Origin of the sequence: Biostraticola tofi, assembly GCF_004343195.1 — a bacterium.
GTDB lineage: Bacteria > Pseudomonadota > Gammaproteobacteria > Enterobacterales > Enterobacteriaceae > Biostraticola > Biostraticola tofi.
Genome location: NZ_SMCR01000003.1, coordinates 430,728 through 456,100, shown reverse-complemented (window position 1 = coordinate 456,100; position 25,373 = coordinate 430,728). Strand labels below are relative to the sequence as shown.

General features: G+C 53.8%; 19 protein-coding genes. 13 read left to right on the top strand and 6 right to left on the bottom strand.

From position 1 onward, the window contains the following. Positions 1-154: 154 nt before the first annotated feature. From EDC52_RS09440 to ahpF, 4 genes are all read left to right on the top strand, one after another. Positions 155-2,341, top strand: a complete 2,187-nt coding sequence (locus EDC52_RS09440) for a TonB-dependent siderophore receptor (protein WP_131865071.1) — start codon at positions 155-157, stop codon at positions 2,339-2,341. Between the two features lie 379 nt (positions 2,342-2,720). Next, positions 2,721-3,017 carry a SelT/SelW/SelH family protein gene (locus tag EDC52_RS09435; protein ID WP_131865070.1) on the top strand — a complete coding sequence of 99 codons (297 nt, stop codon included), beginning with the start codon at positions 2,721-2,723 and terminating at the stop codon, positions 3,015-3,017. A gap of 195 nt (positions 3,018-3,212) precedes the next feature. Then, positions 3,213-3,776, top strand: a complete 564-nt coding sequence (gene ahpC / locus EDC52_RS09430) for an alkyl hydroperoxide reductase subunit C (RefSeq protein ID WP_131865069.1) — start codon at positions 3,213-3,215, stop codon at positions 3,774-3,776. Positions 3,777-3,851: 75 nt separating this feature from the next. After that, complete coding sequence (gene ahpF / locus EDC52_RS09425; protein WP_131865068.1) at positions 3,852-5,420, top strand: alkyl hydroperoxide reductase subunit F; 1,569 nt, start codon at positions 3,852-3,854, stop codon at positions 5,418-5,420. 134 nt (positions 5,421-5,554) lie between these two features. Here the strand turns inward: ahpF and EDC52_RS09420 are convergent, their stop codons facing one another. The 5 genes from EDC52_RS09420 to EDC52_RS09400 all read right to left on the bottom strand — a co-directional run bounded on the left by EDC52_RS09420 (position 5,555) and on the right by EDC52_RS09400 (position 12,574). Beyond that, the gene (locus EDC52_RS09420; protein ID WP_131865067.1) at positions 5,555-6,358 is read right to left on the bottom strand and encodes a siderophore-interacting protein; all 804 of its coding nucleotides are present in this window, start codon (positions 6,356-6,358) and stop codon (positions 5,555-5,557) included. Between the two features lie 61 nt (positions 6,359-6,419). Continuing rightward, a complete protein-coding gene (gene yghX / locus EDC52_RS09415; RefSeq protein ID WP_131865066.1) occupies positions 6,420-7,307 on the bottom strand; it encodes a YghX family hydrolase in 888 nt (295 codons plus the stop codon). A 248-nt stretch (positions 7,308-7,555) separates the two neighbouring features. Then, complete coding sequence (locus tag EDC52_RS09410) at positions 7,556-8,470, bottom strand: Rpn family recombination-promoting nuclease/putative transposase (RefSeq protein WP_131865065.1); 915 nt, start codon at positions 8,468-8,470, stop codon at positions 7,556-7,558. Between the two features lie 338 nt (positions 8,471-8,808). After that, positions 8,809-9,918: a lytic murein transglycosylase B gene (gene mltB, locus EDC52_RS09405; protein WP_131865064.1), complete on the bottom strand. Its 1,110-nt coding sequence runs from the start codon at positions 9,916-9,918 to the stop codon at positions 8,809-8,811. A gap of 229 nt (positions 9,919-10,147) precedes the next feature. Continuing rightward, positions 10,148-12,574, bottom strand: coding sequence for a TonB-dependent receptor domain-containing protein (locus EDC52_RS09400; RefSeq protein WP_131865063.1), 2,427 nt, complete (start codon positions 12,572-12,574; stop codon positions 10,148-10,150). Between the two features lie 885 nt (positions 12,575-13,459). Here EDC52_RS09400 and EDC52_RS09395 point away from each other — a divergent pair. The 3 genes from EDC52_RS09395 to amiA all read left to right on the top strand — a co-directional run bounded on the left by EDC52_RS09395 (position 13,460) and on the right by amiA (position 16,166). Further along, positions 13,460-14,935 (top strand): EmmdR/YeeO family multidrug/toxin efflux MATE transporter, encoded by a 1,476-nt coding sequence (locus tag EDC52_RS09395; RefSeq protein ID WP_131865062.1) that lies wholly within the window; start codon positions 13,460-13,462, stop codon positions 14,933-14,935. After that, a complete protein-coding gene (locus tag EDC52_RS09390) occupies positions 14,932-15,111 on the top strand; it encodes a hypothetical protein (protein ID WP_131865061.1) in 180 nt (59 codons plus the stop codon). Before EDC52_RS09395 ends, EDC52_RS09390 begins: the two co-directional genes overlap by 4 nt. Before the next feature lie 188 nt (positions 15,112-15,299). Continuing rightward, positions 15,300-16,166 carry an N-acetylmuramoyl-L-alanine amidase AmiA gene (gene amiA / locus EDC52_RS09385; protein ID WP_131865060.1) on the top strand — a complete coding sequence of 289 codons (867 nt, stop codon included), beginning with the start codon at positions 15,300-15,302 and terminating at the stop codon, positions 16,164-16,166. Positions 16,167-16,326: 160 nt separating this feature from the next. On the opposite strand, the gene EDC52_RS09380 is transcribed toward amiA, so the two are convergent. Continuing rightward, a complete protein-coding gene (locus tag EDC52_RS09380; RefSeq protein ID WP_131865059.1) occupies positions 16,327-17,202 on the bottom strand; it encodes a D-amino-acid transaminase in 876 nt (291 codons plus the stop codon). Positions 17,203-17,434: 232 nt separating this feature from the next. Between EDC52_RS09380 and EDC52_RS09375 the strand changes: the two genes are divergently transcribed. The 6 genes from EDC52_RS09375 (at position 17,435) to fbpC (ending at position 25,360) form a co-directional block, all read left to right on the top strand. After that, complete coding sequence (locus tag EDC52_RS09375) at positions 17,435-18,064, top strand: response regulator transcription factor (RefSeq protein WP_131865157.1); 630 nt, start codon at positions 17,435-17,437, stop codon at positions 18,062-18,064. Positions 18,065-18,068: 4 nt separating this feature from the next. Continuing rightward, complete coding sequence (locus tag EDC52_RS09370) at positions 18,069-19,631, top strand: MASE1 domain-containing sensor histidine kinase (RefSeq protein ID WP_131865058.1); 1,563 nt, start codon at positions 18,069-18,071, stop codon at positions 19,629-19,631. A 69-nt stretch (positions 19,632-19,700) separates the two neighbouring features. After that, positions 19,701-21,020 (top strand): MFS transporter family glucose-6-phosphate receptor UhpC, encoded by a 1,320-nt coding sequence (gene uhpC, locus EDC52_RS09365; RefSeq protein WP_131865057.1) that lies wholly within the window; start codon positions 19,701-19,703, stop codon positions 21,018-21,020. Positions 21,021-21,102: 82 nt separating this feature from the next. Further along, positions 21,103-22,134 (top strand): ABC transporter substrate-binding protein, encoded by a 1,032-nt coding sequence (locus EDC52_RS09360; RefSeq protein ID WP_131865056.1) that lies wholly within the window; start codon positions 21,103-21,105, stop codon positions 22,132-22,134. Positions 22,135-22,205: 71 nt separating this feature from the next. Beyond that, positions 22,206-24,281 (top strand): ABC transporter permease, encoded by a 2,076-nt coding sequence (locus EDC52_RS09355; RefSeq protein ID WP_131865055.1) that lies wholly within the window; start codon positions 22,206-22,208, stop codon positions 24,279-24,281. 17 nt (positions 24,282-24,298) lie between these two features. Continuing rightward, positions 24,299-25,360, top strand: coding sequence for a ferric ABC transporter ATP-binding protein (gene fbpC, locus EDC52_RS09350; protein ID WP_131865054.1), 1,062 nt, complete (start codon positions 24,299-24,301; stop codon positions 25,358-25,360). Positions 25,361-25,373: the final 13 nt, after the last annotated feature.

The following is a 25,373-nucleotide window of genomic DNA, read 5'->3' as shown; positions in this document are numbered from 1 at the left end:
ATATCATAAAATTCAATATATTGAAAATTCAATTACACGAATCATTATGACATATTTAGTGATATTTGCTTACCAAATGTAGACAATGATAATCATTATCATTAGTATTCCCAGCTTACACAAGGAATTTATACACCAGGAGTGGTCAAAATATATGTATGGATCAACAATAATAAAGGTGAAATCCCCCCTCGCCGTAATACTGATGGGCCTTCTCAGTCACAATGTCTATGCCACGCCAGAGGACGAAGCCGTCCATGAAGAAGAACTGATCGTTCAAGCCTCGGCAGAAGAGGCGCTAAAACAGCAGCCGGGCGTGTCAATCATTACCGCCGACGATATAAAAAAATCACCGCCAGTCAACGATTTATCAGACATTATTCGCAAAATGCCCGGGGTTAATCTGACCGGCAACAGTGCCACCGGCAGCCGGGGAAATAACCGGCAGATTGATATCCGCGGCATGGGGCCGGAGAATACCCTTATCTTGGTTGATGGCCATCCGGTTCGATCCCGGGATGCAGTACGCTACAGTTGGCGTGGTGAAAGGGATACCCGGGGCGACAGTAACTGGGTACCGGCGGAAATGGTCGAGCGGATAGAAGTCATTCGTGGCCCAGCGGCGTCGCGCTACGGTTCCGGTGCGGCTGGCGGCGTAATCAATATCATTACCAAACGACCCACTAATCGCTGGAGCGGATCATTGTCGATCTATGGCAATCAGCCTGAAGACAGCCAAGAAGGCGCCACCCGACGCGCCAACTTCAGCCTGAGCGGTCCCTTGGTGGACGATACTCTTACCCTGCGGCTTTACGGCAACCTGAATAAAACCGACGGAGATAGCTGGGATCTTAATACCCAGCAAAACGGCTCCCAGGCAGCAGGTCGTGAAGGGGTACGCAACAGAGATATCAACAGCGTTGTTTCATGGAAAATGACGCCCAATCAAATCATTGACTTTGAGGCCGGCTACAGCAGGCAAGGTAATATCTACGCCGGCGATACCCAATACAGCAGCAGTAGCGCCGCTACCGAGAACTTGGCAAAATCGGCGGCTGAAACCAACAGATTGTATCGACAGAACTATGGCGTTACCCATAATGGCCTCTGGGACTGGGGACAATCCAAAACCGGTTTCTACTACGAAAAAACCAACAATACCCGGTTGAAAGAAGGCATGGCAGGCAGTGGTGAAGGTCGGATTCAAAATGATCTGGCCTATTCTACCAGCCGACTGCGAAATTATTCGATGACCGGGGAGTTGACTGTTCCCTTTAATTTGCTCTGGGAACAAACAGCCACTCTGGGTGCCGAATGGAACCGGGAGCAATTGAACGATCCCTCTGCTACCAGCTATCACGCATCTGAAAACTCAATAGGTTCAGTCTCTGGAGATCCTGCGCACCGAAGCAGTAAAAACAGCGCTGAACTGAGTGCTATCTACCTTGAGGATAATATTGAAGTCACTCCGGGGAGTAAGCTTATTCCGGGCCTGCGCTTTGATTATCACAGCAGATTCGGCTCCAACTATAGTCCGAGTCTTAACTACTCGCAGCAGCTGAGCGACCAATTGACGGTGAAGGCCGGGATTGGCCGCGTGTTCAAAGCCCCCAATCTGTATCAATCCAGCCAGGGCTATCTGATGACCTCCCGAGGCAATGGCTGCCCGATAACTATGGGCAAAGAAGGCTGCTACCTTATGGGTAATAGCGACCTGGAGCCCGAAATCAGCATCAACAAAGAAATCGGCCTCGAATTTACCCATAACGGCTATCACGCTGGCATCACTTATTTCCGCAACGATTACAAAAATAAAGTGGTTTCAGGAACAGAGGTGATCAGTACGACATCAAAAGGGACCAAGGTACTTAGATGGGAAAATGGGGGTAAGGCTTTGGTTGAGGGACTGGAGGCTAACTTGCTGGTACCGTTGGTTGAAGATAAACTGAGCTGGAACACGAATGCCACTTATATGATGACATCCAAGCTAAAGGATACCGGCAATCCGTTATCCATTATTCCTGAGTATACCGTCAATACCCTGCTGGACTGGCAAGTCAATGACAAATTGTCCACCCATATCAGCTGGACCCTGTATGGAAAACAGAAACCCCGGACCACGCCAGAAATCTATGCTGAAAGAAAGGGTTTATCAGAAAGCGAAATCGGCAGCTATTCTGTGGCGGGCATAGGCGTGAATTATGAAATCACTGAGCATGTGCGGTTGAATGCGGGTATCAGCAATCTGCTTGATAAGCGCATCTATCGCCGCAATGACGGTGCTTCGACGTATAATGAACCGGGCCGCGCCTACTATGCCGGTGTCACAACCTCCTTCTAGGGCAGGTAGTTGCTAACTGATATACACGCCAAGGCAGAGCGCCTCCCGGACCAACCGGGCGGTGCTTTCTGCTGCTACCCCTGCCCTACTGCAAGGGAGACTCAGCAATTAAAGTCTAATGGTTTTCATTGTGTACAAATTGCTGATTAACAGCACCCCAATTTAACTATCTGCTATTGGCTATTGGCTATTGGCTATTGGCTATTGGCTAATGGCTAATGGCTAATGGCGATTAACGATTAACGATTAACGATTAACGATTAACGATTAACGATTAACGATTAACGATTAACGATTAACCCAGCGTGATGTCAGTGACTTGACAAGCACAATACGATATCTGAACATATCGCTTTCCTTTATCCAATAGATCCTGCCTATGAAAAGCTTGCCAGCGATCACTATTCACTATTGTTCCCAATGCAATTGGCTATTACGTGCCGGCTGGATGGCCCAGGAACTGCTGAATACTTTCAGTACTGAGCTTGCTTCCGTGACACTGCTACCGGGCACCGGCGGTATTTATCAGATCACCGTCGACGGCATGCTTATCTGGGACAGAAAGACTGACGGCGGCTTCCCTGATGCGGCCGAACTCAAAAGGCGGCTGCGCGACCATTGTTTCCCTGACCGCCCCTTAGGACATTCCGATAAACCCGCCACCGGTCATGAGTGACTTCCCGTGTGCGGAAATGCGCTATCCTGCCAACTAACACCGGGTGACTGATGAATGCTGCCCCTAGTGGATTTAGCATCCCCTGGGCGCAGTTGTTGTTAGCTATTACCTATCTAATCGATAAAGCATACGTATTGGATATGGATCACAAAACTCTGTAGTTTCTTCCTTATCACTCACCAGGAGGGAACAGCGATGTCCTTAATCAATACCAAAATCAAGCCATTCAAAAATCAAGCGTTTAAAAACGGTGAATTTATCGAAGTCACCGAGAAAAGTGTGGAAGGCAAGTGGAGCGTATTCTTCTTCTATCCTGCCGATTTTACGTTTGTCTGCCCGACCGAACTTGGCGATGTAGCTGACCATTACGACGAATTCCAGCGCCTGGGTGTAGAAATTTACTCTGTTTCGACCGATACCCACTTCACTCACAAAGCCTGGCACGGCAGCTCTGACACTATCGCTAAAATCAAGTATGCGATGATCGGTGACCCGACCGGTGCGCTGACCCGCAACTTTGAAAACCTGCGCGAAGACGAAGGTCTGGCCGATCGCGGCACCTTTATCGTTGACCCTCAGGGCATTATCCAGGCACTGGAAGTGACTGCTGAAGGCATTGGCCGTGATGCATCCGATCTGCTGCGTAAAATCAAAGCGGCTCAATATGTTGCCAGCCATCCCGGCGAAGTCTGCCCGGCAAAATGGCAAGAAGGCGATGCCACCCTGGCACCGTCGCTGGACCTGGTCGGCAAAATCTGATCTACCGCGCCATTTCCTGTATCTTCATCATAATCGGGTGCCTGGCACCCGTTTTTTTCTGCCGGGGAGACACCCATGCTCGACAACACAATGAAAACCCAACTCAAGGCCTATCTTGAGAGACTGACCAAACCTGTTGAGTTGATTGCTACACTGGATGATAGCGCACGTTCATCCGATATCAGGGAGCTCCTGGCAGAGATTGTCGAATTGTCAGATAAAGTTACCCTGATTGAAAACACCCTGTTGCCAGTGCGTAAGCCCTCGTTCCTGGTGACCAACCCCGGGAGAGAGGTAGGGCCGCGATTCGCCGGTTCCCCACTGGGACACGAATTCACCTCATTGGTGCTGGCCCTGCTTCAGGTGGGCGGTCACCCGTCCAAAGAAGCCCAGTCGGTGCTGGATCAAGTCCGCCAACTCGACGGTGAATACCATTTTGAAACCTATTATTCCCTGACCTGCCACAATTGCCCGGATGTGGTGCAGGCACTGAACCTGATGGCTATCCTTAATCCGCGCATCAGCCACACCGCGATTGATGGCGGCGTGTTTCAGAACGAAATTCAGGAACGCAATATCATGGGCGTTCCGGCCGTATTCCTTAACGGCAAGGAATTTGGTCAGGGTCGTATGACGTTGAGTGAAATCGTCAATAAAATCGACACCGGGGCTGAAAAACGCGCAGCATCTGAACTGTCGGCCCGAACGTCTTATGATGTGCTGATTATCGGCAGCGGCCCGGCGGGCGCAGCGGCCGCTATTTACTCTGCCCGTAAAGGCATCCGCACCGGTCTGATGGGCGAGCGTTTTGGCGGTCAGGTGCTGGATACGGTGGATATCGAAAATTATATTTCGGTGCCTAAAACCGAAGGGGCCAGGCTGGCCAATTCACTGAAAGCCCATGTGGATGAATATGATGTCGATGTGATCGACGTCCAGAGCGCAGCCCGACTTATTCCAGCAGCCAAAGCAGGCCAGATGCATCAGATTGAAACCGCTTCTGGCGCACGGTTGAAAGCCCGCAGCATTATCATCGCCACCGGCGCCCGCTGGCGCAATATGAACGTGCCGGGCGAGGAACTGTACCGTACCCGCGGCGTGACATACTGCCCTCACTGTGATGGTCCGTTATTCAAGGGCAAACGCGTGGCGGTGATTGGCGGAGGCAACTCGGGAGTTGAGGCCGCAATTGACCTGGCAGGCATCGTCGAACACGTTACTTTGCTGGAATTTGCGCCAGAGCTGAAGGCCGATTCGGTACTGCAGGCCAAGGTTCGCAGCCTGAATAACGTCGATATCGTCCTCAATGCCCAGACCACTGAAGTTAGAGGCGACGGTACCAAACTGACCGGGCTGCAGTATAAAGACCGGCTGACAGATGCGGTACAGGAACTGACTCTGGCGGGTGTATTTGTCCAGATAGGCCTGCTGCCCAACACACAATGGTTGGAAGGCACGGTAGAGCGCAATCGTATCGGTGAAATCCTGATCGACGCCAAATGCGAAACCACCGTTAAGGGGGTATTTGCTGCCGGAGACTGTACTACGGTGCCTTATAAACAAATCATCATTGCCAGCGGTGAAGGCGCTAAGGCATCACTGAGCGCCTTTGACTATCTGATCCGCACCACCCCGACAGAATAACTCAGCCTCCGGCTATCGTCGGCGGACAGCACGCATAAGATCTAGGTAAGATAAACCGGCTAATGCCGGTTTTTTTGCTAACGGATACTCTGTTGATACCGTGCTTACGTAACAACCAGCCTGGCTGTGTGCTGTTATTTTTTATGCCAATAAGCCACGCTACGCAGCAGGTCGGCATCGATATGGCCTCGGCCTTCGGTATCTCCCGCCAGCAGTTTGACCTCGCTGGCCTCCCCGGTCAGCCAGATAAAATAATCGGCCGCGGCAATATCCAGTTCACTCAACCGCTGACGGAGTGCGGCGGTTGCGCCGGGGTTTTCGCTGCGCGCAAACCACTGCAGATCACATTGCTGCAGGTGGGCAAGATAATCTTTTGCTGCGGCATCGGACAGACTGATTAATGCCGTTACGCCACGGGTATGACCGGAAAGGACCAGGGCCTCAAGGCGTCTTCTCAGCGCCGGCATGCCTGACTCATCGCAGACATAAATCTGCCGGGCATAGTCTTCTGGCACCACCAGCGAACCGCGCGGCCCACCTATAATCAGACTGTCACCGGACTTGGCGTTGAGCGCCCACTGGCTTGCCAGGCCGCCATCATGAATATAAAAGTCGATCGCCAGCTGTTGGCGCTCAGCATCATACAACGGCGTATAGTCCCTGGCGGGAGGGCGTATATCCCCCTGCCATGATATGCCTGCATCGGTCATGGTGGGTTTCGTGACCGGTCCGTTTGCAGCATCGGGGAAAAACAGTTTGATGTGGTCATCAAAGCCTGGTGATGTAAAGCCTTCCAGGTCTGCGCCTACAACAGTAATCCGCTGGAAGCAGCTGGCTATCCGGCGGCTTTCACTGACTGTTAACTGACGAAAACTGAGTTCATTGCGTACCCGAGCGGGGTATTTTATCTGCGCTTTGCGCTGTGCACTGTCTGTCATTAATTAATCTCTGAGGTGGTGATCGCCGGGCTGTTCAGCCCGGCATGTTTTTTTTGCCGGATCAGACCAGATAGCGTTTAAACCAATCCATTGTCCGATCCCAGGCGAGTTTGGCCGCTGCCTGGTCATAACGTGGTGTGGAATCGTTATGAAAGCCATGGTTAACGCCTGGATAAATATAAGCTTCGAAGGTTTTTCCCGCGGCTTTGAGGGCCGCCTCATAGGCAGGCCAACCTTCATTGATACGGCTGTCCAGCGCTGCATAATGGATAAGCAGCGGCGCTTTGATACGCGGCACATCCTGCGGATTGGGCTGGCGGCCATAAAACGGCACCGCTGCGGCCAGCTCAGGATATGCCACCGCAGCGGCGTTCGCGACGCCTCCGCCATAGCAGAAGCCGGTAATGCCCACCTTGGCGGTGGACTGGGGGTGCTGCATCATGAACTCGACGGCGGCGAAAAAGTCGTTCATCAGTCGGGTCGGGTCCACCTGCTGCTGCAGCTCCCGTCCTTTATCATCGTTGCCAGGATAGCCGCCAACCGAGCTCAGCCCGTCCGGCGCCAGGGCGATAAAGCCCTCTTTGGCCACCCGGCGGGCGACGTCTTCAATGTAAGGATTAAGCCCGCGGTTTTCATGGACCACTACCACGCCGGGCGCCTTGCCCACCAGCTTGGCCGGCCGAACCAGGTAGCCACGGACTTCACCATGGCCATTGGGCGACGGATAGGTAATATATTCGGCCAGGATATCGGGATCGGTAAACTCAACTTGCTGGGCCAGCGCGTAATTCGGACTCATTAGAGACAGTAAAGACAGCGCCGTCAGGCCGCCGGCAGTGTATTTGGCCGCCAGCTCGAGAAACTCGCGTTTGGTAATCTTTCCATGGGCGTAAAAATCATACAATTCAAGCAACTCTGGCTGAAAATCTTTAGCAGTAAGACGGGACATTATGTGCTCTCCTTCTTTCACGTTAACGAGATGCTGCCTTTACGCCCGGCACCCGATGTGCTCGACGCGCCTGAAGTTCTCCGAAATAGAATAAGGGAGGGAGGGAAAAAATAACAACCAGTACTGCAGCGATATTCTCAGGGGAAAGTCTTCCTCACCGCAACGCGGCGATAATATGAACAACCTGAATTGGCAATTGCTGCAATCGTTAAATAAGGCGGTAACACTTTCAGGTTACCGCCAAAATATCAGGGGCGTGTAATTTGTGCCAATTCTTTTTCGGTCAGGCCGGTCGATCGTTTGATAACCTCGCGTTCGACCCCATTGACCATCAGTTGCCAGGCAATAAAGCGCGTTGATTCCTGGCGTCCCTCTTTTAAGCCCTCTTGTAAGCCCTCTTGGCGACCGCATTCTCTTAATGTAGGTCCTATGGCCATCATATCCTCCTGATTTACATTCGTCCGTTCGGTAATAGCCTGCAAAAACTGGCCGTGATCTGAAACAAAACCCCGTTCAAAAATATAATACATCAGCGCGCGGAAAATCTCAGGCTTTAGCGACTGGTGCCGCATTAAATCTCCTAATGCATGGCCGATTTCTGCGATATCACGCGTGCGAATGTGCTTTTGTACCAGCTCCAGTAACGCCACATGTCTATGGGTCAGTATTTCCTGATCCGGAATGACGGTGATATCAATCAGAGGAAAATCGCTGGCGTAAACCAGTGCGGCAAGCGAAGGATCCGAAAAACCGTTAAGCCAGCAGTTACTGTAAGGATAAGGCGAGGTGCTGCCATGGTAAAATAGCAGCGGGATAACCACCGGCAGCAGGCTGTGTCCCTGTCCGAGATGCTGGTGCATGGCGGCGATGCTATAGCGCATTAGCCTGAACGCCATCTGTTTTTCAGGACGGCTCTGGTGTTCTAGCAGGCAATATATATATCCATTACCCGCGGTGGTCTGCAGCATATAAAGCATATCGCTGCACTGGTGGCGTAGATTATCTTCAATAAATGACCCCGGCATCAGCGACAGCGTGCTGAAATCACATTTTTGCTTCAGGTTTGCCGGTAAATGTATTTGGAAGAAATCGCGGGCGATGTCAATATCACCAAGGAATTTCTTAAACAGCGCATCGTGTTGTGAAAGAGAGTGCTGAGACATATTCACACCGTTCATCGTGTTCAGTCCCTTCACCTTAAATTACGGTAATTTGTCTGCAATAACGTTTACTGAGTGAAGCGTATTTCTGGAATAATGCTCGTCTAATAAATGAATTTCCCGCATCAATGCGGGTAAAAATTGGACCGTAATCCATGAATGAAAATATACCCATCGCCATTCTACCAATGGGCCGCCCACCTGAAGACGTCAGGGATGCGCAGGGTGAACAACCTGACTGGTTCTGCGCTGCGCTGTCGGTGATCCCTGTTGCAAAGATCGTAATCAGGCCTTTTTTAGGTGAACCCTTGCCTGAGCCCATCAATTCCGTTTGGCGATCCTTAGTCCAACAATCCTTGACCCTGACGCGCGCGCCCTACCGCTTCCCCGAGCTGCCACACTGCCATGGCATAATGAGTGCTGTGGTTATAACGGGTAATCGCATAGAAGTTCGGCAGGCCGAACCAATACTGGTAGTAGCTGCCGTAATCGAGTCGCAGCAGACTGGCCTCAGGATAGCCAGCCAGTGAAGACTGAGGACGCAGGCCGGCAGCGGTCAGTTCGCTGACGGCATAGCGAGTCTGGAACCCCTGGTCAAGCATCGGTGCCTGCCCGGTCGCCGGAACCGCGACTGGCCCGCCCTTGACCCAGCCATGGGCTTTGAAATAATTCGCTACGCTGCCGATGGCATCTTCGGGATCCCACAGATTAATATGTCCGTCGCCATTGAAATCCACCGCGTAATTTTTAAAGGAAGAGGGCATAAACTGTCCATATCCCATCGCACCGGCGTATGAGCCACGCAAATCCAGCGGGTCGTCGCCTTCGGTACGGGCCATCAGCAGGAAGGTTTCAAGCTCAGAGGCAAAGTATTCGGCCCGGCGCGGATAAGCAAATGCCAGGGTTGCCAGGGCATCGATAATGCGGGTTTTTCCCATCACGCGTCCCCAGCGGGTTTCGACGCCGATAATACCGACGATAATCTGGGGCGGTACGCCGTAGACCTGCCAGGCCCGCTGCAGGGCATCCTGGTATTGGTCCCAGAAAGCGACACCGTTTTGTATATTATCAGGAGTAATAAACTTGCTTCGGTAACGCAGCCAGGCACCATTCGGCCCTGAAGGAGGGCGTCCAACCGGTGCCTGTCGGTCCATCAGTTTGATCACCCAATCCAGTCGGCGCGTCTGAGCCAGTACACTGTGCAACTGCTGGCGATCGAAACCGTGTTCCCTCACCAGTTTATCGACGAACGCTTCTGCCGCCGGGTTAAATGCATAGTCACCGGTAGCAAGCGGACCGGACGCATCGTTGAGCAGGCGTTTGTGATCGGGCTCCAGCAGGAATCCCCCGGTTACCGTCGCACCTGAAGGCCCCGGCGCAGTAGACGATGGCTTACTGCTGCAGGCGGAAAGCAGTAAAATCAGGGGGAACAACGTAGCCAGTAAACGCATCGATAATCCATGAACGTTATAATATAAAGGTAATTCATGGTAGTGCATTGTTAATATGCTAACAATAATAAATGCAAAATGTTTAGGCGATATTATTTGTCATATCTTCATTATTGCGTATGCCGGTGCCGATGATGGCAAAAAGCCCCCGTCGATGGCGGGGGCTTGAGATGTGAAGGCTGAGATAGCCGCTGCCGACAGCCTGTCCGGCAAACAGCAGAGTCGTGGGTCAGAAGTCGATATTGACGCCAACCTGGAACGAACGTCCCGGCTCGACCGCCAGCACTTTATTATAGCCGTCCTGCTGAGTGGTCTGGGTCAGTTGGCGGCTGCTCAGGTAATCCCAGTATTTGCGATCGGTCAGGTTATAGATGCCACCGCTGAGCTTGACGTGCCTGGTCGCCTGCCAGTAGCCGGTGAGATCGACCAGCCCATAGCCCGGCACTCGCATGTATTCAGCCGTGGGGTCGGTCATTGCCGAACCGCTGTTATTATAGCTCTGTCGCGTGGTGGCGCTGGCGCGTTTCCCTTTCTGGAAGGTCGCGGTTACCGCGGCGCCGTAGCGTTTAGCCGGGTCATCCCAGGCAAGCCCGGCCACCGCTTTCACCGGCGCGATACTGTCCAGATCAACATATTTATCACCCTCATAACTCGATTTAGCTTTGCCTTCGTTATAACCGACGGCAAGGATTGCGCTCAGGCCATCAGCCGTTTCATACCAACTGCCGAAATTTATCCTGGTACTGATTTCACCGCCCCAGATATAGGCTTTATCGCGGTTTTCAGCCTGATAAATGGTATAGATATTGGACGGAACATGCGTAAACGCGCCTGGATGAGCCGAGCGGGTATAGCGCGTGTTGGCAATAAAGTCTTTATAGGTATTGTAGAATAACGACGTTTTCACCGTCACCCCTGCTACCGCTTCTCCTTTAAGACCCCATTCCAGGTTATTGCTGGTCTCGCTCCTGAGGCCGGTATTACCAATCAGCGCATATTGCGCAGGGCCGGCATAGGATGACCCCAGGTTCCAGGAGCCGTAAAGCTGGCTGGCGTCGGGGAACTGCACCCCACGCTTATAGTGCAGATAGGTCATCAGCCGGGGCGTGATGCTGTACATCAGCGCCAGCGAGGGCAGCACTTTGGTATCACGGTTGTTATCGCCATAGAGGGTGGTCACCTCATCGGTATCGACAACCGTGCTGCCGGTGGTCAGCCTGGACAGGTTATCCGCTTTGGTGGTTTGATGAACTATCCGTAGGCCAGGCACAACACTGAAGTCATGTCCGGCCAGATCGAAGTTGATCTGATCCTGCAGGAAGCCGGCCAGGGTATAGCTGCGGCTGTCGGCTTCCGGCGGCATGATGACGCTCAACATATTCTGCGCCGGCCGCTGACTGAAGGGACGTTCAGTCCGGATCTGCCTGGCATTGAACCCCAGGCTCAGGTCATGGCGGCCCAGCGTCTTGGCCAACCGGGTTTCTGCGCCCAGGGAAGCGACATTGTAGTCAGAAAGCACCGATTGCCAAGTGGCGGCGGTTTGCGGCAGGTAGGTGTCATCGTGTGCCTGGGCCTGTTGGTAGTAGATACGCGATTCAACGCTGTCGATCCACCCATTGTAAGGCGTCCACTCGTCTTTCAGGCTGACGCTCCAGCGACGGGTGTCGCTGCTTTGCCGGGCCGTGCCGAGTATTGCGCTGCCTGACGTATCCCAGGAATCGAAATGACTATGGCTGGTCTTGTCATAGACATCAGCGCTGGCAGTCAGTTTATGCTGGTCATTAGGCTGCCAGATACCGGCGGCCAGGACCGCATTGGAATGCCAGTTGGTTGGGTATGCCTGCCGACTGCCGCTGTTATTACGCGTTTCCTGTCCATCGCGCCGACTGAAAACCACGATGCCGCGCAGGGTTTCATCTCCCGCCGCTGCGGTTATCCCGTTATGCCAGCCGCGGTTGGCTGAATCATAGGCGCTCTGATAGCCGAAATAGCTCGATTTAGCCGGAGTAAGGTAATCGTCAGCTGATTTGGGATGGAAAGATACCGCGCCGCCGATAGCGGTATTCGGCCGGTCTACCGGGGTTGCACCGGACTCGATGTTTACTGAGCCATACAGGTAAGGATCGATATAATCGCGGCCAATGCCAAAAGTATTAAGCCCTGCCCGGCTGGCATAGCTTCTGCCGGTGGCATTCGGCAGAGAAATACCGTCCACATCAATGCCGACCCGATTGCTTTCAAGGCCACGGATGTTATAACCGGTATAGCCCGATCGGTCATAGCCGCTTTTGCCAGAACTTGAACCGGTACTGGATCCGGTGGCGCTGATCAGTGGCTGATAACGCATTATCGAGCCAAAATCATTGCCGCCGTTTTTCTGCATCTCATTGGCGGTAAGGGTGGTAGTGCTGCCTGGGCGATCATCAAGCATAGCAGCATAGACCGTTAATATTTCCCCGGTGGAATCTTTGGCTGCAGGGTTTTCGACGGGCGGATTGACTGACATTTTCTGATTGCCGGCGTGGCCCTTTATCGGTTGGGCTGTCACGGTTGTTTCGGCCTGTGCATAGGCGCATAAGGTCAAGGTCACTGCACCGGTAACCAGCCTGGTAGAGATGAACGTATGTAATGTTATTTTTTGAGTATGCGCGAACATGCCTTACCTCATAACAATGGCGTATTATATTTATGCTCATACAAAGTCTTACAGCAATGCAGCGGCAATCCTTGCCAATTATTATTTATATATGCAGATATATCCGGCACCCCCTGGCACCGCAGAAAAACAACCCTTCGATTAATGGGCCGACCAAGCAAACGGCAGATAATCCCCTTAAAAAAAGCGCTATTTTAATGAGGGGTTACGCAGAGAATAACCCTATAAAAAATAGCACTAAACTGCGATTAACGTGGGAATGGAATATACTACGTTTGCATTAAAAAATTACATTTTATTTATAAAAAAACCTGAAAATATATTCCATGTAATAAGTATGGGATATATTTTACCCTGCTTTCATCGTTATTTTCAGGCCCGTAGGGGAGCGCAGTGGCCTGGTAAAAATGCTAGCCATTAACCTCGAGCATAATGGCAGTCAATAACCTCGAATATGACGCTGTCTGCGAAGGTGTAGAAAGGCTAATTCTTTACCACAGCCTGGTGAGATTCAGTTAATAACATCATTATCGACTATTGAACGCCTTTTCAGTCCCTGTGGCTGGCAATACGGTGGTTGTCGACGTAACGGCTGTGATCCAAAACATCATCAGTGACGTTCACAGTCATCGTCAGTCACTGTAGAAATGATTATCGGTAGCGGTAGACATCATCGTCAGTCACTGTCGCAGACAGTGCCGAGGATCGCCGACCATCGTATAAGGGTATTTTGGCGGGACTAAAACGGAAAAACGGTTAGCTCAGTACCCGCAGCAGAAATATCCGCTTGTTTATCACCCCAATTCCTTAAAAAGACTTTGCATAATGGCGTTACATTTACCATGATCATAGTTAGAGCGATTCTTAATCCCCTCAGTGGCTGAAATGATCTTGCATAACATCAGAAGTTCAGTGTCCCACCTGATACAGCGAACCAAGTGGTATCCCAAACGTCGTTCCTATCGCGTGCTGTTTTGGCGTGAAATCACGCCGTTAGCGGTACCCATTTTCTTTGAGAATATGTGTGTGCTGCTGATGGGCGTATTGAGCACCTTTCTGGTCAGTTGGCTGGGCAAGGAGGCAATGGCAGCCGTCGGTCTGGCGGAAAGTTTCAGCATGGTGGTCATTGCCTTTTTCGCCGCTGTTGATCTTGGCACCACGGTAGTGGTGGCATTCAGCCTGGGCAAGCGCAACCCGAAACGGGCTCGGGCGGCCACCCGCCAATCGCTGACGCTGATGACCCTGATTGCTGTTTTGCTGGCGGTCGGTATCGAATTTTCTGGTCAGGGTATTATCGATGTCATTGCCGGCAGCGCCGACCCGCAAGTCAAAAGCCTGGCGCTGACCTATCTGCGCATTACCGCCTGGAGCTATCCGGCCGCCGCCATTGTTCTTATCGGCAGCGGCGCTTTGCGAGGGGCGGGAAATACCAAAATTCCGATGATCATTAATGGCGGTATGAATATCCTCAACATCATGCTCAGCAGCGTATTGATATATGGCTGTTTCTCCTGGGGAGGACTCGGCTTTATCGGTGCTGGCCTCGGCATGACGATTTCGCGCTATATCGGCGCGGCCATCGTCATCGTCGTCCTGATGGTGGGATTTAACCCGGCGCTGAAGATTTCACTTAAAAGTTATTTCGGCCGTCTGGATCTGGGCATCCTCAAAGAGGTACTGGGTATTGGATTGCCCGCCAGTATCGAATCTGTGCTGTTTAATGGCGGTAAATTGCTGACTCAGGTATTTGTCGCCGGCATGGGCACCAATGTCATCGCCGGCAATTTTATTGCTTTCTCTATCGTGTCTTTAATCAACCTTCCCGGTAATGCCCTGGGTTCGGCGTCCACCATTATTATCGGTACTCGTCTTGGCAAAGGACAGATAGGACAGGCTGAACGGCAACTGACACATATATTCTGGTTATCCACACTGGGATTATGCGCATTGGCATTAGTCAGTGCACCGTTTGCCGGTCTGCTGGCCGCTTTCTATACCAATGAACCTGATGTCATAGATGTCGTGAAAATACTGGTCTGGCTCAACGCCGCCTTTATGCCGTTCTGGGCAGCCTCATGGGTCCTGCCCGCTGGCCTGAAAGGTGCCCGGGATGCCAGATTTACCATGTGGATTTCGCTGCTGGGCATGTGGGGCTGCCGTATCCTGGCAGGGTATGCGCTTGGCATCATGTTGGGCATGGGTGTGGTGGGTATCTGGCTGGGGATGTTCCTGGACTGGATTGTACGCGGCGCGTTTTTTTACTGGCGTATGGTCAGTGGCCGTTGGCTGCATAAATACCCGCGGCCGGCCAAGGCAAAAAATGTCTCTGCGACGCTTACCCAGGACCGCAGCCGGTTGTGACGGCTGACTGTATTGGCCGCGCCGGCTCAAACATTTCCGCAATCCTGACCTGGGCAAAGATAATTCCGCTGGCCAGCCTGGCGGCGGTGCTGCAGGATTTCGGCGACAGCGCCGATGCCCGGGCATCACCCTCAGTCAATGGCCGATTGCCGCCAAAAGCTGAAGCGGCGGGCTAAGGCAAGGCGCTTGCGAACCGGTATGCCGCTCGATATGTTAAGACCGGCCATCCCTTTGGGGGGGGTTATCCGCTGGCGGGTAGATAGATAGCCCAAGAAAGATAAGCTTAAGGTTAGACACATTTGTATGCATCAAAGTGTTATAACATCGCACGACTATCCTTATAGGGATTTCCGGGCACCTACTTATGAAAAACAATGGCCGTCACCCTTCTTCCCTGCGTCGGCGCCAGCTATTACTGACCGGCCTGGCGGCGGCCCTTGCCGGACTGCCGCCGGTTTTTGCCCATGCTGAACAGACCGCATCCCGATTACTGCCGCGAAAAACCGCCCGATCAGTTGCCAAACCTGCCGGCGGCAAAAAAATCATCATGCTGGACCCCGGTCACGGCGGTATTGATTCCGGTGCTATCGGCCATGGCGGAGCGGAAGAAAAACATATCGTGCTGGAAATCGCCAACCATTTACGCGCTAAATTAAACGGGTTGGCCGGTTATGATGTCCGATTGACCCGTGAGAGCGATCACTTCATCCCGCTGGCCCAGCGGGTGGAGATTGCGCACCAGCACGGCGCCGACCTGTTTATGTCGATTCATGCCGATGGATTTACCGATTCTGCCGCCCATGGCGCATCGGTATTCGCCCTGTCCAATCGGGGCGCCAGCAGCGCCATGGCGCGCTACCTGTCGCAGAAGGAAAACGCGGTTGACCGGCTGGGCGGCATCAAAACCCCGACCACTGACGATTATCTGAAAACCGCGCTGTTCGATCTGGTGCAGACCGATACCATCAACAACAGCCTGATTCTGGGTAAGCATATCCTGAATCATATCCGCCCAGTGCACACGCTGCATAGCCAGCATACTGAACAGGCTGCCTTTGCGGTGCTCAAGTCCCCGTCGATCCCTTCGGTGCTGGTGGAGACCTCTTTTATCACCAACCCGGCAGAAGAACGGCTGCTCGGCAGCAATGCTTTCAGAGATAAAATCGCCTCCGCCATTGCTGCCAGTATCGTCAGTTTCTATGATGCCCAGCCGGCGACCCGACATCGCTAGGGTGTAAAAGGTCGCAGGACAGGAGGTAGTTGTTCCTGGACGTCCTTGGTGTCGGGTTCAGCCAGAACCTCATCCCGATTAACAACAGATGGAGTAGCCGCCGCGGCAGGGGCGGCATCTGTTGCAGGCAATTACCCAGCACCTGCGTTACCAGAGCTATTCAGCTTGGCGGCGGTTCAGCCGCGCCTGCAGCAACGGCATGGTAAAGCTGCTGCAGGCGACGGGTCATCGGGCCTGGCGCGCCGTCGCCCAGCCGGTGACCATCAATATGGGTCACCGGCCAGACAAATGACGTGGCCGAGGTGATAAATGCTTCTGCGGCCTGATAGGCTTCTTCGCGGGTGAAAGGACGCTCTTCAAGGACTATTCCCTGCTGGTCGGCCAGTTCCAGCAGTGCCCGGCGGGTAATGCCGTGCAGCAGGTCCCGTCCCAGCGGACGAGTAATGATATGCCCCTGTTTATCGATAATGAACGCATTGCAGGAACTGCCTTCGGTAATGGTGCCGTCTTCGGCGACCAGGAAAGCATCATCTGCGCCCAGGCTCTGCGCCTGCTGCTTGGCGAGGCAGGCGGCCAGCAGCGCAACCACTTTAATATCCCTGCGCTGCCAGCGGATATCGTCCAGCGTAACGACCCTGATTCCATTACGCGCCTGCGAATTGTCCACCAGCTTACGCGCCTGGGTAAACACCACCAGCGTGGCCTGTACCGAAGGTTGGGGAAAATGAAAATCTCGATCGCCGTCAGTCCCCCTGGAAAGCTGAATATACACTGACCCTTCCTGCAGTTGGTTGATATCGATAAGCTTATGCTGGATAGCGACCAGTTGATCCTGCCGAATGGGCAGTACCAGTCCCAATTCGCCGCATGAACGCTCAAGCCGCGCCAGATGCCCCGGATTATCCACCAACCTGCCGTTCAGCACGGCGGTGACTTCATAGATCGCATCGCCGAACAGAAATCCCCGATCGAATATGGATATTTTCGCATCCTGCTCTGCGACATAACTGCCGTTGACATACACCGTGCGCGACATGTAATTTCCTTTAAATATGACCTCAATTGCGCTCAGGATAACGCCGCATCCGTCAATGAGTCCAGCGCCCACCATCAGCATTATCGCCTGACGGAATCACTATTGCATAAAACGATTATTCAACCGTTTTACCGGTTAATTTTGCAAGCTGATTATCATTTTCCAGGTCTATATTTGCTTAACGACCTATCTGTAAGCATGATGCGTGAAAAATCCTCCTTGCAGCCTGAAAATGATTAATATTGCCCTTGTTGATGACCATATAGTGGTTCGCTCTGGTTTCGCCCAGTTGCTGTCTCTGGAACAGGATATGACGATTGCCGGCCAGTATGCTTCAGCCGCCTCAGCCTGGTCAGCATTGCTGACGCTGCATATCGATGTAGCCATAATGGATATCGCCATGCCGGACGAAAGCGGGCTCAGCCTGCTGGCTCGTCTGCGAAAACACCGCCCGTCATTCCGGGCGATTATCCTCAGTATTTATGATTCTACCGCCTTTGTACAAAGTGCCCTGGATGCCGGCGCCAGTGGTTACCTGACCAAACGCTGCGGGCCGGAAGAGCTGGTCCAGGCGGTCAGAACGGTGCATGCCGGCGGCAAGTACCTGTGTGCTGATGCGCTGCTGGCGCTGCGTCGCATCCAGCAAACGCCCCCGGTGCTGCAAAGCCTGACGCCTCGGGAGCGGGAAGTCTTCAATCTGCTGGTGTCGGGTATCAGCGTGAGAACCATTGCCGAGCGGTTGGCGCTCAGCCATAAAACTGTCCATGTCCATCGCGCCAATGTGCTGGGTAAACTGCAGTGCGAAACCACGGTGGAGCTGGTGCATTTTGCCCTGCATCATCAACTGATCGCCGGAAGCTGAAGCGATGCGCCCCAAACGACACAGCGCCCTGACGCTGTTCCTGGCGATGTTCTACAGCCTGTGCTGGCTCTCATTATGGGTGATAAGTTTCTACCTGAATCAGCAGGGCCAGCAGGCGGTGCTGCTATTGCCCCAGGGATTGCGGATGGCATTGATGATTTTGCTGTCCCGTCGTTACTGGCCGGCAATGCTGATGGTCGAAAGCGCATTGCTCTGCTGGCTGCTGGCGACCGGTTTTACCGGTAACGGCGAGATATTGCTGCTGTCACCCTGGCTAAGCCTGGCGATAGCCTGGCTGGTACAGCGACACTGGCATCGGGTCACGCTCTACTGGCAACGCCTGCTGGTGCTGCTGGCCGCCGTTACATTGAACAGTGTGCTGCAGACCCTGGTGCCCGGACTGTGGCTGTCCGCCCCTGCCTATCAGACCTTTCTGGCGACCTTTACCGGCGGGGTCCTGCTGGCGCCTTTTATCTACCTTATCTATGAGTACCTTAAACAGCAGCATCTGCAAAGCCTGCTGGCTCAGGCTATACCGGACCCGCCCCTGCGGACGTCACTGCTGATCTGGTGTTCCCTTTTTTTTGCCATTGCCGTCGGCATCCAGATGATGCTTTCTCCCGTCCTGGAACGGCTGCTGCTGCTGCTGATGTTCCTGCCTAATGTCGCGATGGCCTACGCCTTTGGCTGGCAAGGCGGGGTGCTGGCGGCATTGGTCGGCAGTTTGATCATTGCGGTAACTCGGCAGTGGGGCGGGGCTTTTAATGACCTGACCGAACTGGAACTGTTTATCTCCACCCAGGCGCTGCTCGGTATCGGTCTGGGTATTGCCGTCAGTCGTCAGCAACAGTTGGCTGATCATCTGCAACGCTATCGCCAGCGGCTGGAGCTGGAGCTGCATAACCGGCGCCTGCTGCTAAAGCGTCAGGTGCACACCGAAGAGGCCATTCGTAAAACCATCGCTCGGGAGTTGCATGATGAAATCGGCCAAAACATCACGGCTATCCAGATTCAGGCGATGCTGCTGGACCGCGGCCGCCAAACAGAATCCGTCCAGTTGGCGGCCAGGCAAATCGGCCAGTTATCCCAGCGTATTCATCAGACTACCCGTCAGTTGCTGCGCCAGCTGCGGCCACCGGTGCTTGATGAAATGTCACTGGAAAATGCGCTCCGCCACCTGGCTGATGAATTCGCCTTTGCCGAACAGCAGATCGATTTCCGGCTTGATTTCAGGCTGTCGCCCTGCCCGACTGATGACACGCTGATATATACGCTCTACCGGCTGGTGCAGGAATTGCTCAATAACATCAACAAACATGCCGATGCCCAGTGCATTCGGGTCTCCCTCAGTCAGGAACAGCAAATGATCATTCTGATGGTCAGCGATGACGGTATCGGCCTGCCCGACGACCTCTCTTCCGGCTTTGGACTGCGAGGTATTGGTGAACGGGTGCAGGCGCTGGGGGGGGAATGGACCCTTAGCCGCCGTCCGGGTACCCGGATAACTGTTAAGCTGCCCACACATTTAGAACAAATTACCGCTGATCCAGGACTTTTTCCTAGGTGACTACGACCCGCTCTCATGCCCTGCCCTGCCTTTCATGGCTACACTCGCCTCACTTATCGGAGACTGACCATGCCGCTGACATCATCCGGTAGACAAACCATTGGGCAGCAGTTCCGCTACTGGCGCATACGTCTGCTGATATCGATGGCGGTCGGTTATGCCGCCTTCTATCTGACCCGGCGCAGCTTGACCTACGCCATGCCGGTGATGCAGGCGGAACTTGGGCTGGATAAAAGCGATATCGGCTTGATGGTGACGCTGTTCTACCTGGCCTATGGCGGTTCGAAATTTGTATCAGGCATGGTGCAGGATGTTATCGGCGCCCGGTGGTTTATGGGCGTCGGCCTACTGATGACCGGCTTACTGAATCTGCTGTTTACATTGTTTGATTCGCTGGGCTTGTTGCTGCTTATCTGGACGCTCAACGGGTTCTTTCAGGGCTGGGGCTGGCCGCCTTGCGCCAGGCTGCTGACCCATTGGTATTCACGCAATGAGCGCGGCCTGTGGTGGGGCGGCTGGAATACCTCCATCAATATCGGCGGTGCGGCCATGCCGCTGCTGTCCGGCTGGGTTGCCACCCTGTGGGGGTGGCAGGCGGCAATGATGGTACCGGGCGTTATCGGCATAGCGATGGGACTTTGGCTATGCCGCGCCTTGGCAGGAACGCCGCAGGAAATGGGACTGCCGAGTGTCGGACGCTGGCGGCGCGACCCGCTGGAATTAAGACAGGAGCAGTTGAGCCCACGGATGTCGCTGGGGAACATGTTCAGGCTGACGGTGTTGCAGAATCGGGCCATCTGGCTGCTGGGTCTGTCATATGTGCTGGTCTACCTGATTCGTATCGCGATCAACGACTGGGGGATTCTCTGGCTGTCGGAAAGCCGCGGCGGACATCTGCTCGGCGCTAATGCCACCATGTTGCTTTTCGAACTGGGTGGACTGCTGGGGGCGCTGTTTGCCGGCTGGGGATCGGATTTACTGTTTCGTGGCCAGCGGGCGCCGATGATTTTGCTGTTCGCCCTGGGATTGTTCCTAAGCGTAGCGGCGCTATGGCTGGCACCGGTGCAGCACAGTCCGCTGTTGGCCCTTTGTCTGTTCAGCGTTGGTTTTTTTGTTTTCGGCCCGCAGATGCTGGTTGGACTGGCGGCAACCGAATATGCCCATAAAGAGGCAGCAGGCACGGTAACCGGCTTTCTCGGCCTGTTTGCTTACCTGGGTGCCGCCCTGGCCGGCTGGCCGTTGGCACAATGGATACAGCAGGCCGGATGGCCCGGTTTCTTCGCCCTGCTCACGGCTGCGGCGGCCTGTATAGGCTTGCTGCTGATGCCATTGCTGATGGCAAGCGTCAATAAGAAAGAGCGATCGGCGAGTATGGAAAGCATCGATTGAGCGTCTGGCTCTCCGGTGCAGAGCGCCGGTCAGGTAGTCAGTCATCGGACAATCGATGTTTTAACCCTATAAGGACACCATCATGAAATGTACCCTGCTTGCTACTGCCGTTGCCGCTACACTGCTGGCTTCCGCCTTACCGGGGGGAGCCCTGGCAAAAGGCCGTTTGGTGGTCTATTGCAGCGCGACCAACACCTTCTGCGAAGAAGAAACCCGCGCCTTCGGTGAGAAATACGACGTCAAAACCTCCTTTATCCGCAATGGCTCCGGCAGCACCCTCGCCAAAGTTGAAGCAGAGAAAAGGAACCCCCAGGCGGATGTTTGGTATGGCGGCACATTGGATCCTCAATCCCAGGCCGGTGAAATGGATTTGCTCATTCCCTATGTATCCGCCAATCTTGAGCACATCATGCCGCAGTTCCGAGATCCGGCCAAGCGTAAGGGCAATTACTCGTCCGCGGTGTATGTCGGCATTCTCGGCTTTGGTATTAACACCGATCGGCTGAAAGAAAAAAATCTGCCCGAACCCAAATGCTGGAAGGACTTGACAGATCCCATCTATAAAGGGGAAATCCAGATAGCCGACCCGCAGAGTTCCGGGACCGCATACACCGCCTTGGCCACCTTTGCCCAGCTGTGGGGCGATGAACCGGCCTTTGATTACTTGAAAAAACTGAACGCCAACGTCTCCCAATACACCAAGTCGGGCATTGCTCCCGCCCGTAACGCTGCCAGAGGCGAAACCGCCATCGGCATTGGCTTCCTGCACGATTACTCGCTGGAAAAAGAAAAAGGCGCGCCGCTGAAACTGATTTCACCCTGTGAAGGCTCAGGCTATGAAGTGGGCGGCATCAGTATCCTGAAAGGAGCACGCAACCTGGATAATGCCAAGTTGTTTGTTGACTGGGCTTTATCCAAAGAGGCGCAGGAGCTGTCATGGAAAAAGGGACAATCTTACCAAATCCTGACCAATACCCAGGCCGACACCTCACCCAATTCGCTGAAGATGAGCGATCTTAAACTTATTAATTATGACATGGATAAATACGGGGCTGCGGATACGCGCAAACAGTTGATCACCCGCTGGGTCAATGAAGTCAAAATGAGCAAGTAATGCTTGCCTGGCCCGGTTTCAATACCGGGCTTTTTGCGTCGTCTGTTATTTTTCATATTGAGGGTTTTCCCATGTCTGACACCTTAACCCTACGTTCTCGCAAGGGTCGGGATGCCGTATTCGCCTGGCTAGGTTTGATAGTGGTTTCGTTCGCCCTGCTGCCGGCCTGGAGCCTGGATTATGGCCTGGTTGATTCCTCCGCTGAGGAAATACTGGCCGCATACGGCTGGTCAGGGCTGAATATCAGCCTGCTGTGGCTGGTATTACCTATGGCGCTGCTACCGAGATTTGCCGGCGGCAACGTCCCGTCGCGTCGCCGGCATCTGTTTGATGCCGGCTGGGCGGTATTTTGTGCGCTGTTTATGCTGGTCAGCGCTACCCTGGCGGAACGGGGCTTGGGCTATGCCACCCTGGGCATTTTTGTCGCCCTGGGTGCTATCATCAGCCAGGCACTGGCAAAGCTTGAATGGCTGGGCGGTGATCGCTTTGTGCTGGGCGCGTTGGTCACCGTGGTCTCATTGGTCGGGCTGTTTATTCTTTATCCCAGCATTGCGATATTTGTTCCGATGTTCACCAACGACAGCGGCCAGTTCGCGCCACTGCAGTTTATGCAGATCCTCAGCCAATCGCATATTATCCAGGTGATTTGGAATTCGTTCCTGCTGGCGGCGGCGGTCGGGGTCGGCTGCACCTTCTTTGGACTGGTATTGGCCATTTATACCACCCGTATTGCCCGGCGTTCGGCGGTGATTGGTCGTATTTTTTCCATTCTGCCGATAGTCACCCCGCCTTTTATCGTCGGTCTTGGCGTCACGTTAATGATGGGCCGTTCAGGCTATGTTACCGAATTGATGGTCAGCGTGTTCGGCCTGACCAATACCAACTGGCTATACGGTTTTACCGGCATCTGGCTGGCCCAGGTACTGGCCTTCACTCCGATGGCTTTCATGATCCTCGACGGTGCGATCAAAACCATTCATCCGTCGCTGGAAGAAGCCTCCTATACCCTACGCGCTAACCGCTATCAGACCTTTCATCGTATTTTCCTGCCGTTGCTCAAGCCGGCGCTGGCCAATGCCTTTCTGATTGTTATCGTTCAATCCCTGGCGGATTTCAGTAATCCATTGGTGCTGGGAGGCAATTTTGATGTATTGGCAACGCAGATATATTTTTACATCACCGGCGCCCAACTGGATTACCCGGCTGCCAGTACCCTCGGCGTAATACTGCTGGTGTTCTCGCTGCTGGTGTTCTGCATTCAGTATATGTGGATTGGAAAGCGCTCCTATGTGACTATTTCAGGCAAATCCTCCCGGGGTGACGTTCAGCCGCTGCCAGTATCACTGGTATGGATGGTGTCATTGCTGGTGCTGGTCTGGATCGGTTTCAATGCCCTGCTTTACGGCAGCATTTTTTACGGCAGTTTCACCGTCAACTGGGGGGTTGACTATACCCTGACGCTGGATAATTTCAGCAATCTGTTCGGTCGTGGATTCAGCGACGGCGCCTGGCCTTCATTGCTGGACACCCTGCTCTATGCCGGCATCGCGGCGCCCATCACCGCCTTTTTCGGTCTACTGATTGCCTACATCGTGGTGCGCCAGCAGTTTCGCGGCAAGAAGACCCTGGAATTCACCACCATGCTGTGTTTCGCAGTACCGGGCACCGTGGCCGGCATATCCTATATCCTGGCGTTTAACGGCGCCCCGGTGTACCTGACCGGTACCGCCGCCATCGTTATCATCTCTATGATCATGCGTAATGTGCCGGTGGGCATCCGGGCCGGCATCGCCGGGCTGGGCCAGTTGGATAAATCGCTGGACGAAGCCTCCCTCAGCCTGCGCGCCGGTTCGATGCGCACCATCTGGTACATCCTGCTGCCGCTGTTGCGCCCGGCCATTCTGTCGGCGCTGGTCTATAGCTTTGTGCGCGCCATTACCACCGTCAGCGCCATCGTCTTTCTGGTAACGCCGGACACCCGTGTGGCGACCGCCTATATCCTTAACCGGGTCGAGGACGGCGAATACGGCGTGGCTATTGCGTATGGATCAATCCTGATTGTGGTGATGCTGGCAATTATCTTCCTGTTTGATTACCTGGTCGGCGAAGCGCGCACTGCCCGCTCAAAAGCCAATACTGGCCACTAATTTCGGAGCACCTAGACATGAATGACTCAACCACCGAAACCGCCTTCGTCGAACTGAAAGGGATCGCCAAGCGCTTTGGGACCAATAGGGTATTGGAAAACCTGGATCTGCGCATCCCCCGAGGACATATGGTTACCCTGCTGGGGCCTTCCGGCTGCGGCAAAACCACTGTGCTGCGATTGGTCGCCGGCCTGGAAAAACCCAGCGATGGCCGTATCTTTATTGATGGCGAAGATGTCACCGACCGCTCCATCCAGCAACGGGATATCTGCATGGTATTCCAGTCCTACGCGCTGTTTCCCCATATGTCGCTGGGAGAAAATATCGGTTACGGGCTGAAAATGCAGGGACGCCCGCAGGCGGAAATTCGCCAACGGGTAAATGAGGCATTAGCGCTGGTCGATCTTGAAGGCTTTGCCGATCGCTATGTGGATCAGATTTCAGGTGGCCAGCAGCAGCGGGTCGCTCTGGCGCGGGCGCTGATACTTAAGCCCAAGGTCCTGCTGTTTGATGAACCCCTGAGCAACCTCGATGCTAATCTGCGCCGCAGTATGCGCGAAAAAATCCGCCAACTGCAGCGTCAGTTCAATATCACCTCACTGTATGTAACCCATGATCAAAGCGAAGCTTTTGCCGTATCGGATACGGTACTGGTAATGAATAAAGGCCAGATAATGCAGATGGGCGCCCCGCAGGATCTCTACCGCCGTCCGGCATCGCGCTTTATGGCTAATTTCATGGGCGACGCCAATGTCTTCCCGGCAGCGATTTATCCAGACAGCGTGGATATCCTGGGCTATCGACTGCCAAGGCCAACCGGTTTTGCCGTAGGTGTCGAGCGCTGCACCGTCGGGGTAAGGCCGGAAGCCATCACCCTGAGCCAGCAGGGATCGGACAGCCAGAGTTGCACGGTGCGGCATGTCGCCTATATGGGTCCGCAGTATGAAGTGATGGTTGACTGGCAGGGTCAGACCTTGCTGTTGCAGGTCAATGCGACTGAACTGCAGCCCAGCGAAGGCGATCAGTTATTCTTGAAAATCCATCCCTATGGCATGTTTGTGCTGGCGGAGGCAGCCTGACGGACAACCTGTT

Bases quoted from the DNA above. Each gene is read 5' to 3' on its own strand.
- mltB (WP_131865064.1), bottom strand. From the start codon at position 9,918: ATGCGTTTACTGGCTACGTTGTTCCCCCTGATTTTACTGCTTTCCGCC.
- EDC52_RS09370 (WP_131865058.1), top strand. From the start codon at position 18,069: ATGCGCCCCAAACGACACAGCGCCCTGACGCTGTTCCTGGCGATGTTC.
- EDC52_RS09375 (WP_131865157.1), top strand. From the start codon at position 17,435: ATGATTAATATTGCCCTTGTTGATGACCATATAGTGGTTCGCTCTGGT.
- ahpC (WP_131865069.1), top strand. From the start codon at position 3,213: ATGTCCTTAATCAATACCAAAATCAAGCCATTCAAAAATCAAGCGTTT.
- EDC52_RS09435 (WP_131865070.1), top strand. From the start codon at position 2,721: ATGAAAAGCTTGCCAGCGATCACTATTCACTATTGTTCCCAATGCAAT.
- EDC52_RS09420 (WP_131865067.1), bottom strand. From the start codon at position 6,358: ATGACAGACAGTGCACAGCGCAAAGCGCAGATAAAATACCCCGCTCGG.
- yghX (WP_131865066.1), bottom strand. From the start codon at position 7,307: ATGTCCCGTCTTACTGCTAAAGATTTTCAGCCAGAGTTGCTTGAATTG.
- amiA (WP_131865060.1), top strand. From the start codon at position 15,300: ATGAAAAACAATGGCCGTCACCCTTCTTCCCTGCGTCGGCGCCAGCTA.
- uhpC (WP_131865057.1), top strand. From the start codon at position 19,701: ATGCCGCTGACATCATCCGGTAGACAAACCATTGGGCAGCAGTTCCGC.
- EDC52_RS09400 (WP_131865063.1), bottom strand. From the start codon at position 12,574: ATGTTCGCGCATACTCAAAAAATAACATTACATACGTTCATCTCTACC.
- EDC52_RS09360 (WP_131865056.1), top strand. From the start codon at position 21,103: ATGAAATGTACCCTGCTTGCTACTGCCGTTGCCGCTACACTGCTGGCT.
- ahpF (WP_131865068.1), top strand. From the start codon at position 3,852: ATGCTCGACAACACAATGAAAACCCAACTCAAGGCCTATCTTGAGAGA.
- EDC52_RS09440 (WP_131865071.1), top strand. From the start codon at position 155: ATGTATGGATCAACAATAATAAAGGTGAAATCCCCCCTCGCCGTAATA.
- EDC52_RS09355 (WP_131865055.1), top strand. From the start codon at position 22,206: ATGTCTGACACCTTAACCCTACGTTCTCGCAAGGGTCGGGATGCCGTA.
- EDC52_RS09380 (WP_131865059.1), bottom strand. From the start codon at position 17,202: ATGTCGCGCACGGTGTATGTCAACGGCAGTTATGTCGCAGAGCAGGAT.
- fbpC (WP_131865054.1), top strand. From the start codon at position 24,299: ATGAATGACTCAACCACCGAAACCGCCTTCGTCGAACTGAAAGGGATC.
- EDC52_RS09410 (WP_131865065.1), bottom strand. From the start codon at position 8,470: ATGTCTCAGCACTCTCTTTCACAACACGATGCGCTGTTTAAGAAATTC.
- EDC52_RS09395 (WP_131865062.1), top strand. From the start codon at position 13,460: ATGATCTTGCATAACATCAGAAGTTCAGTGTCCCACCTGATACAGCGA.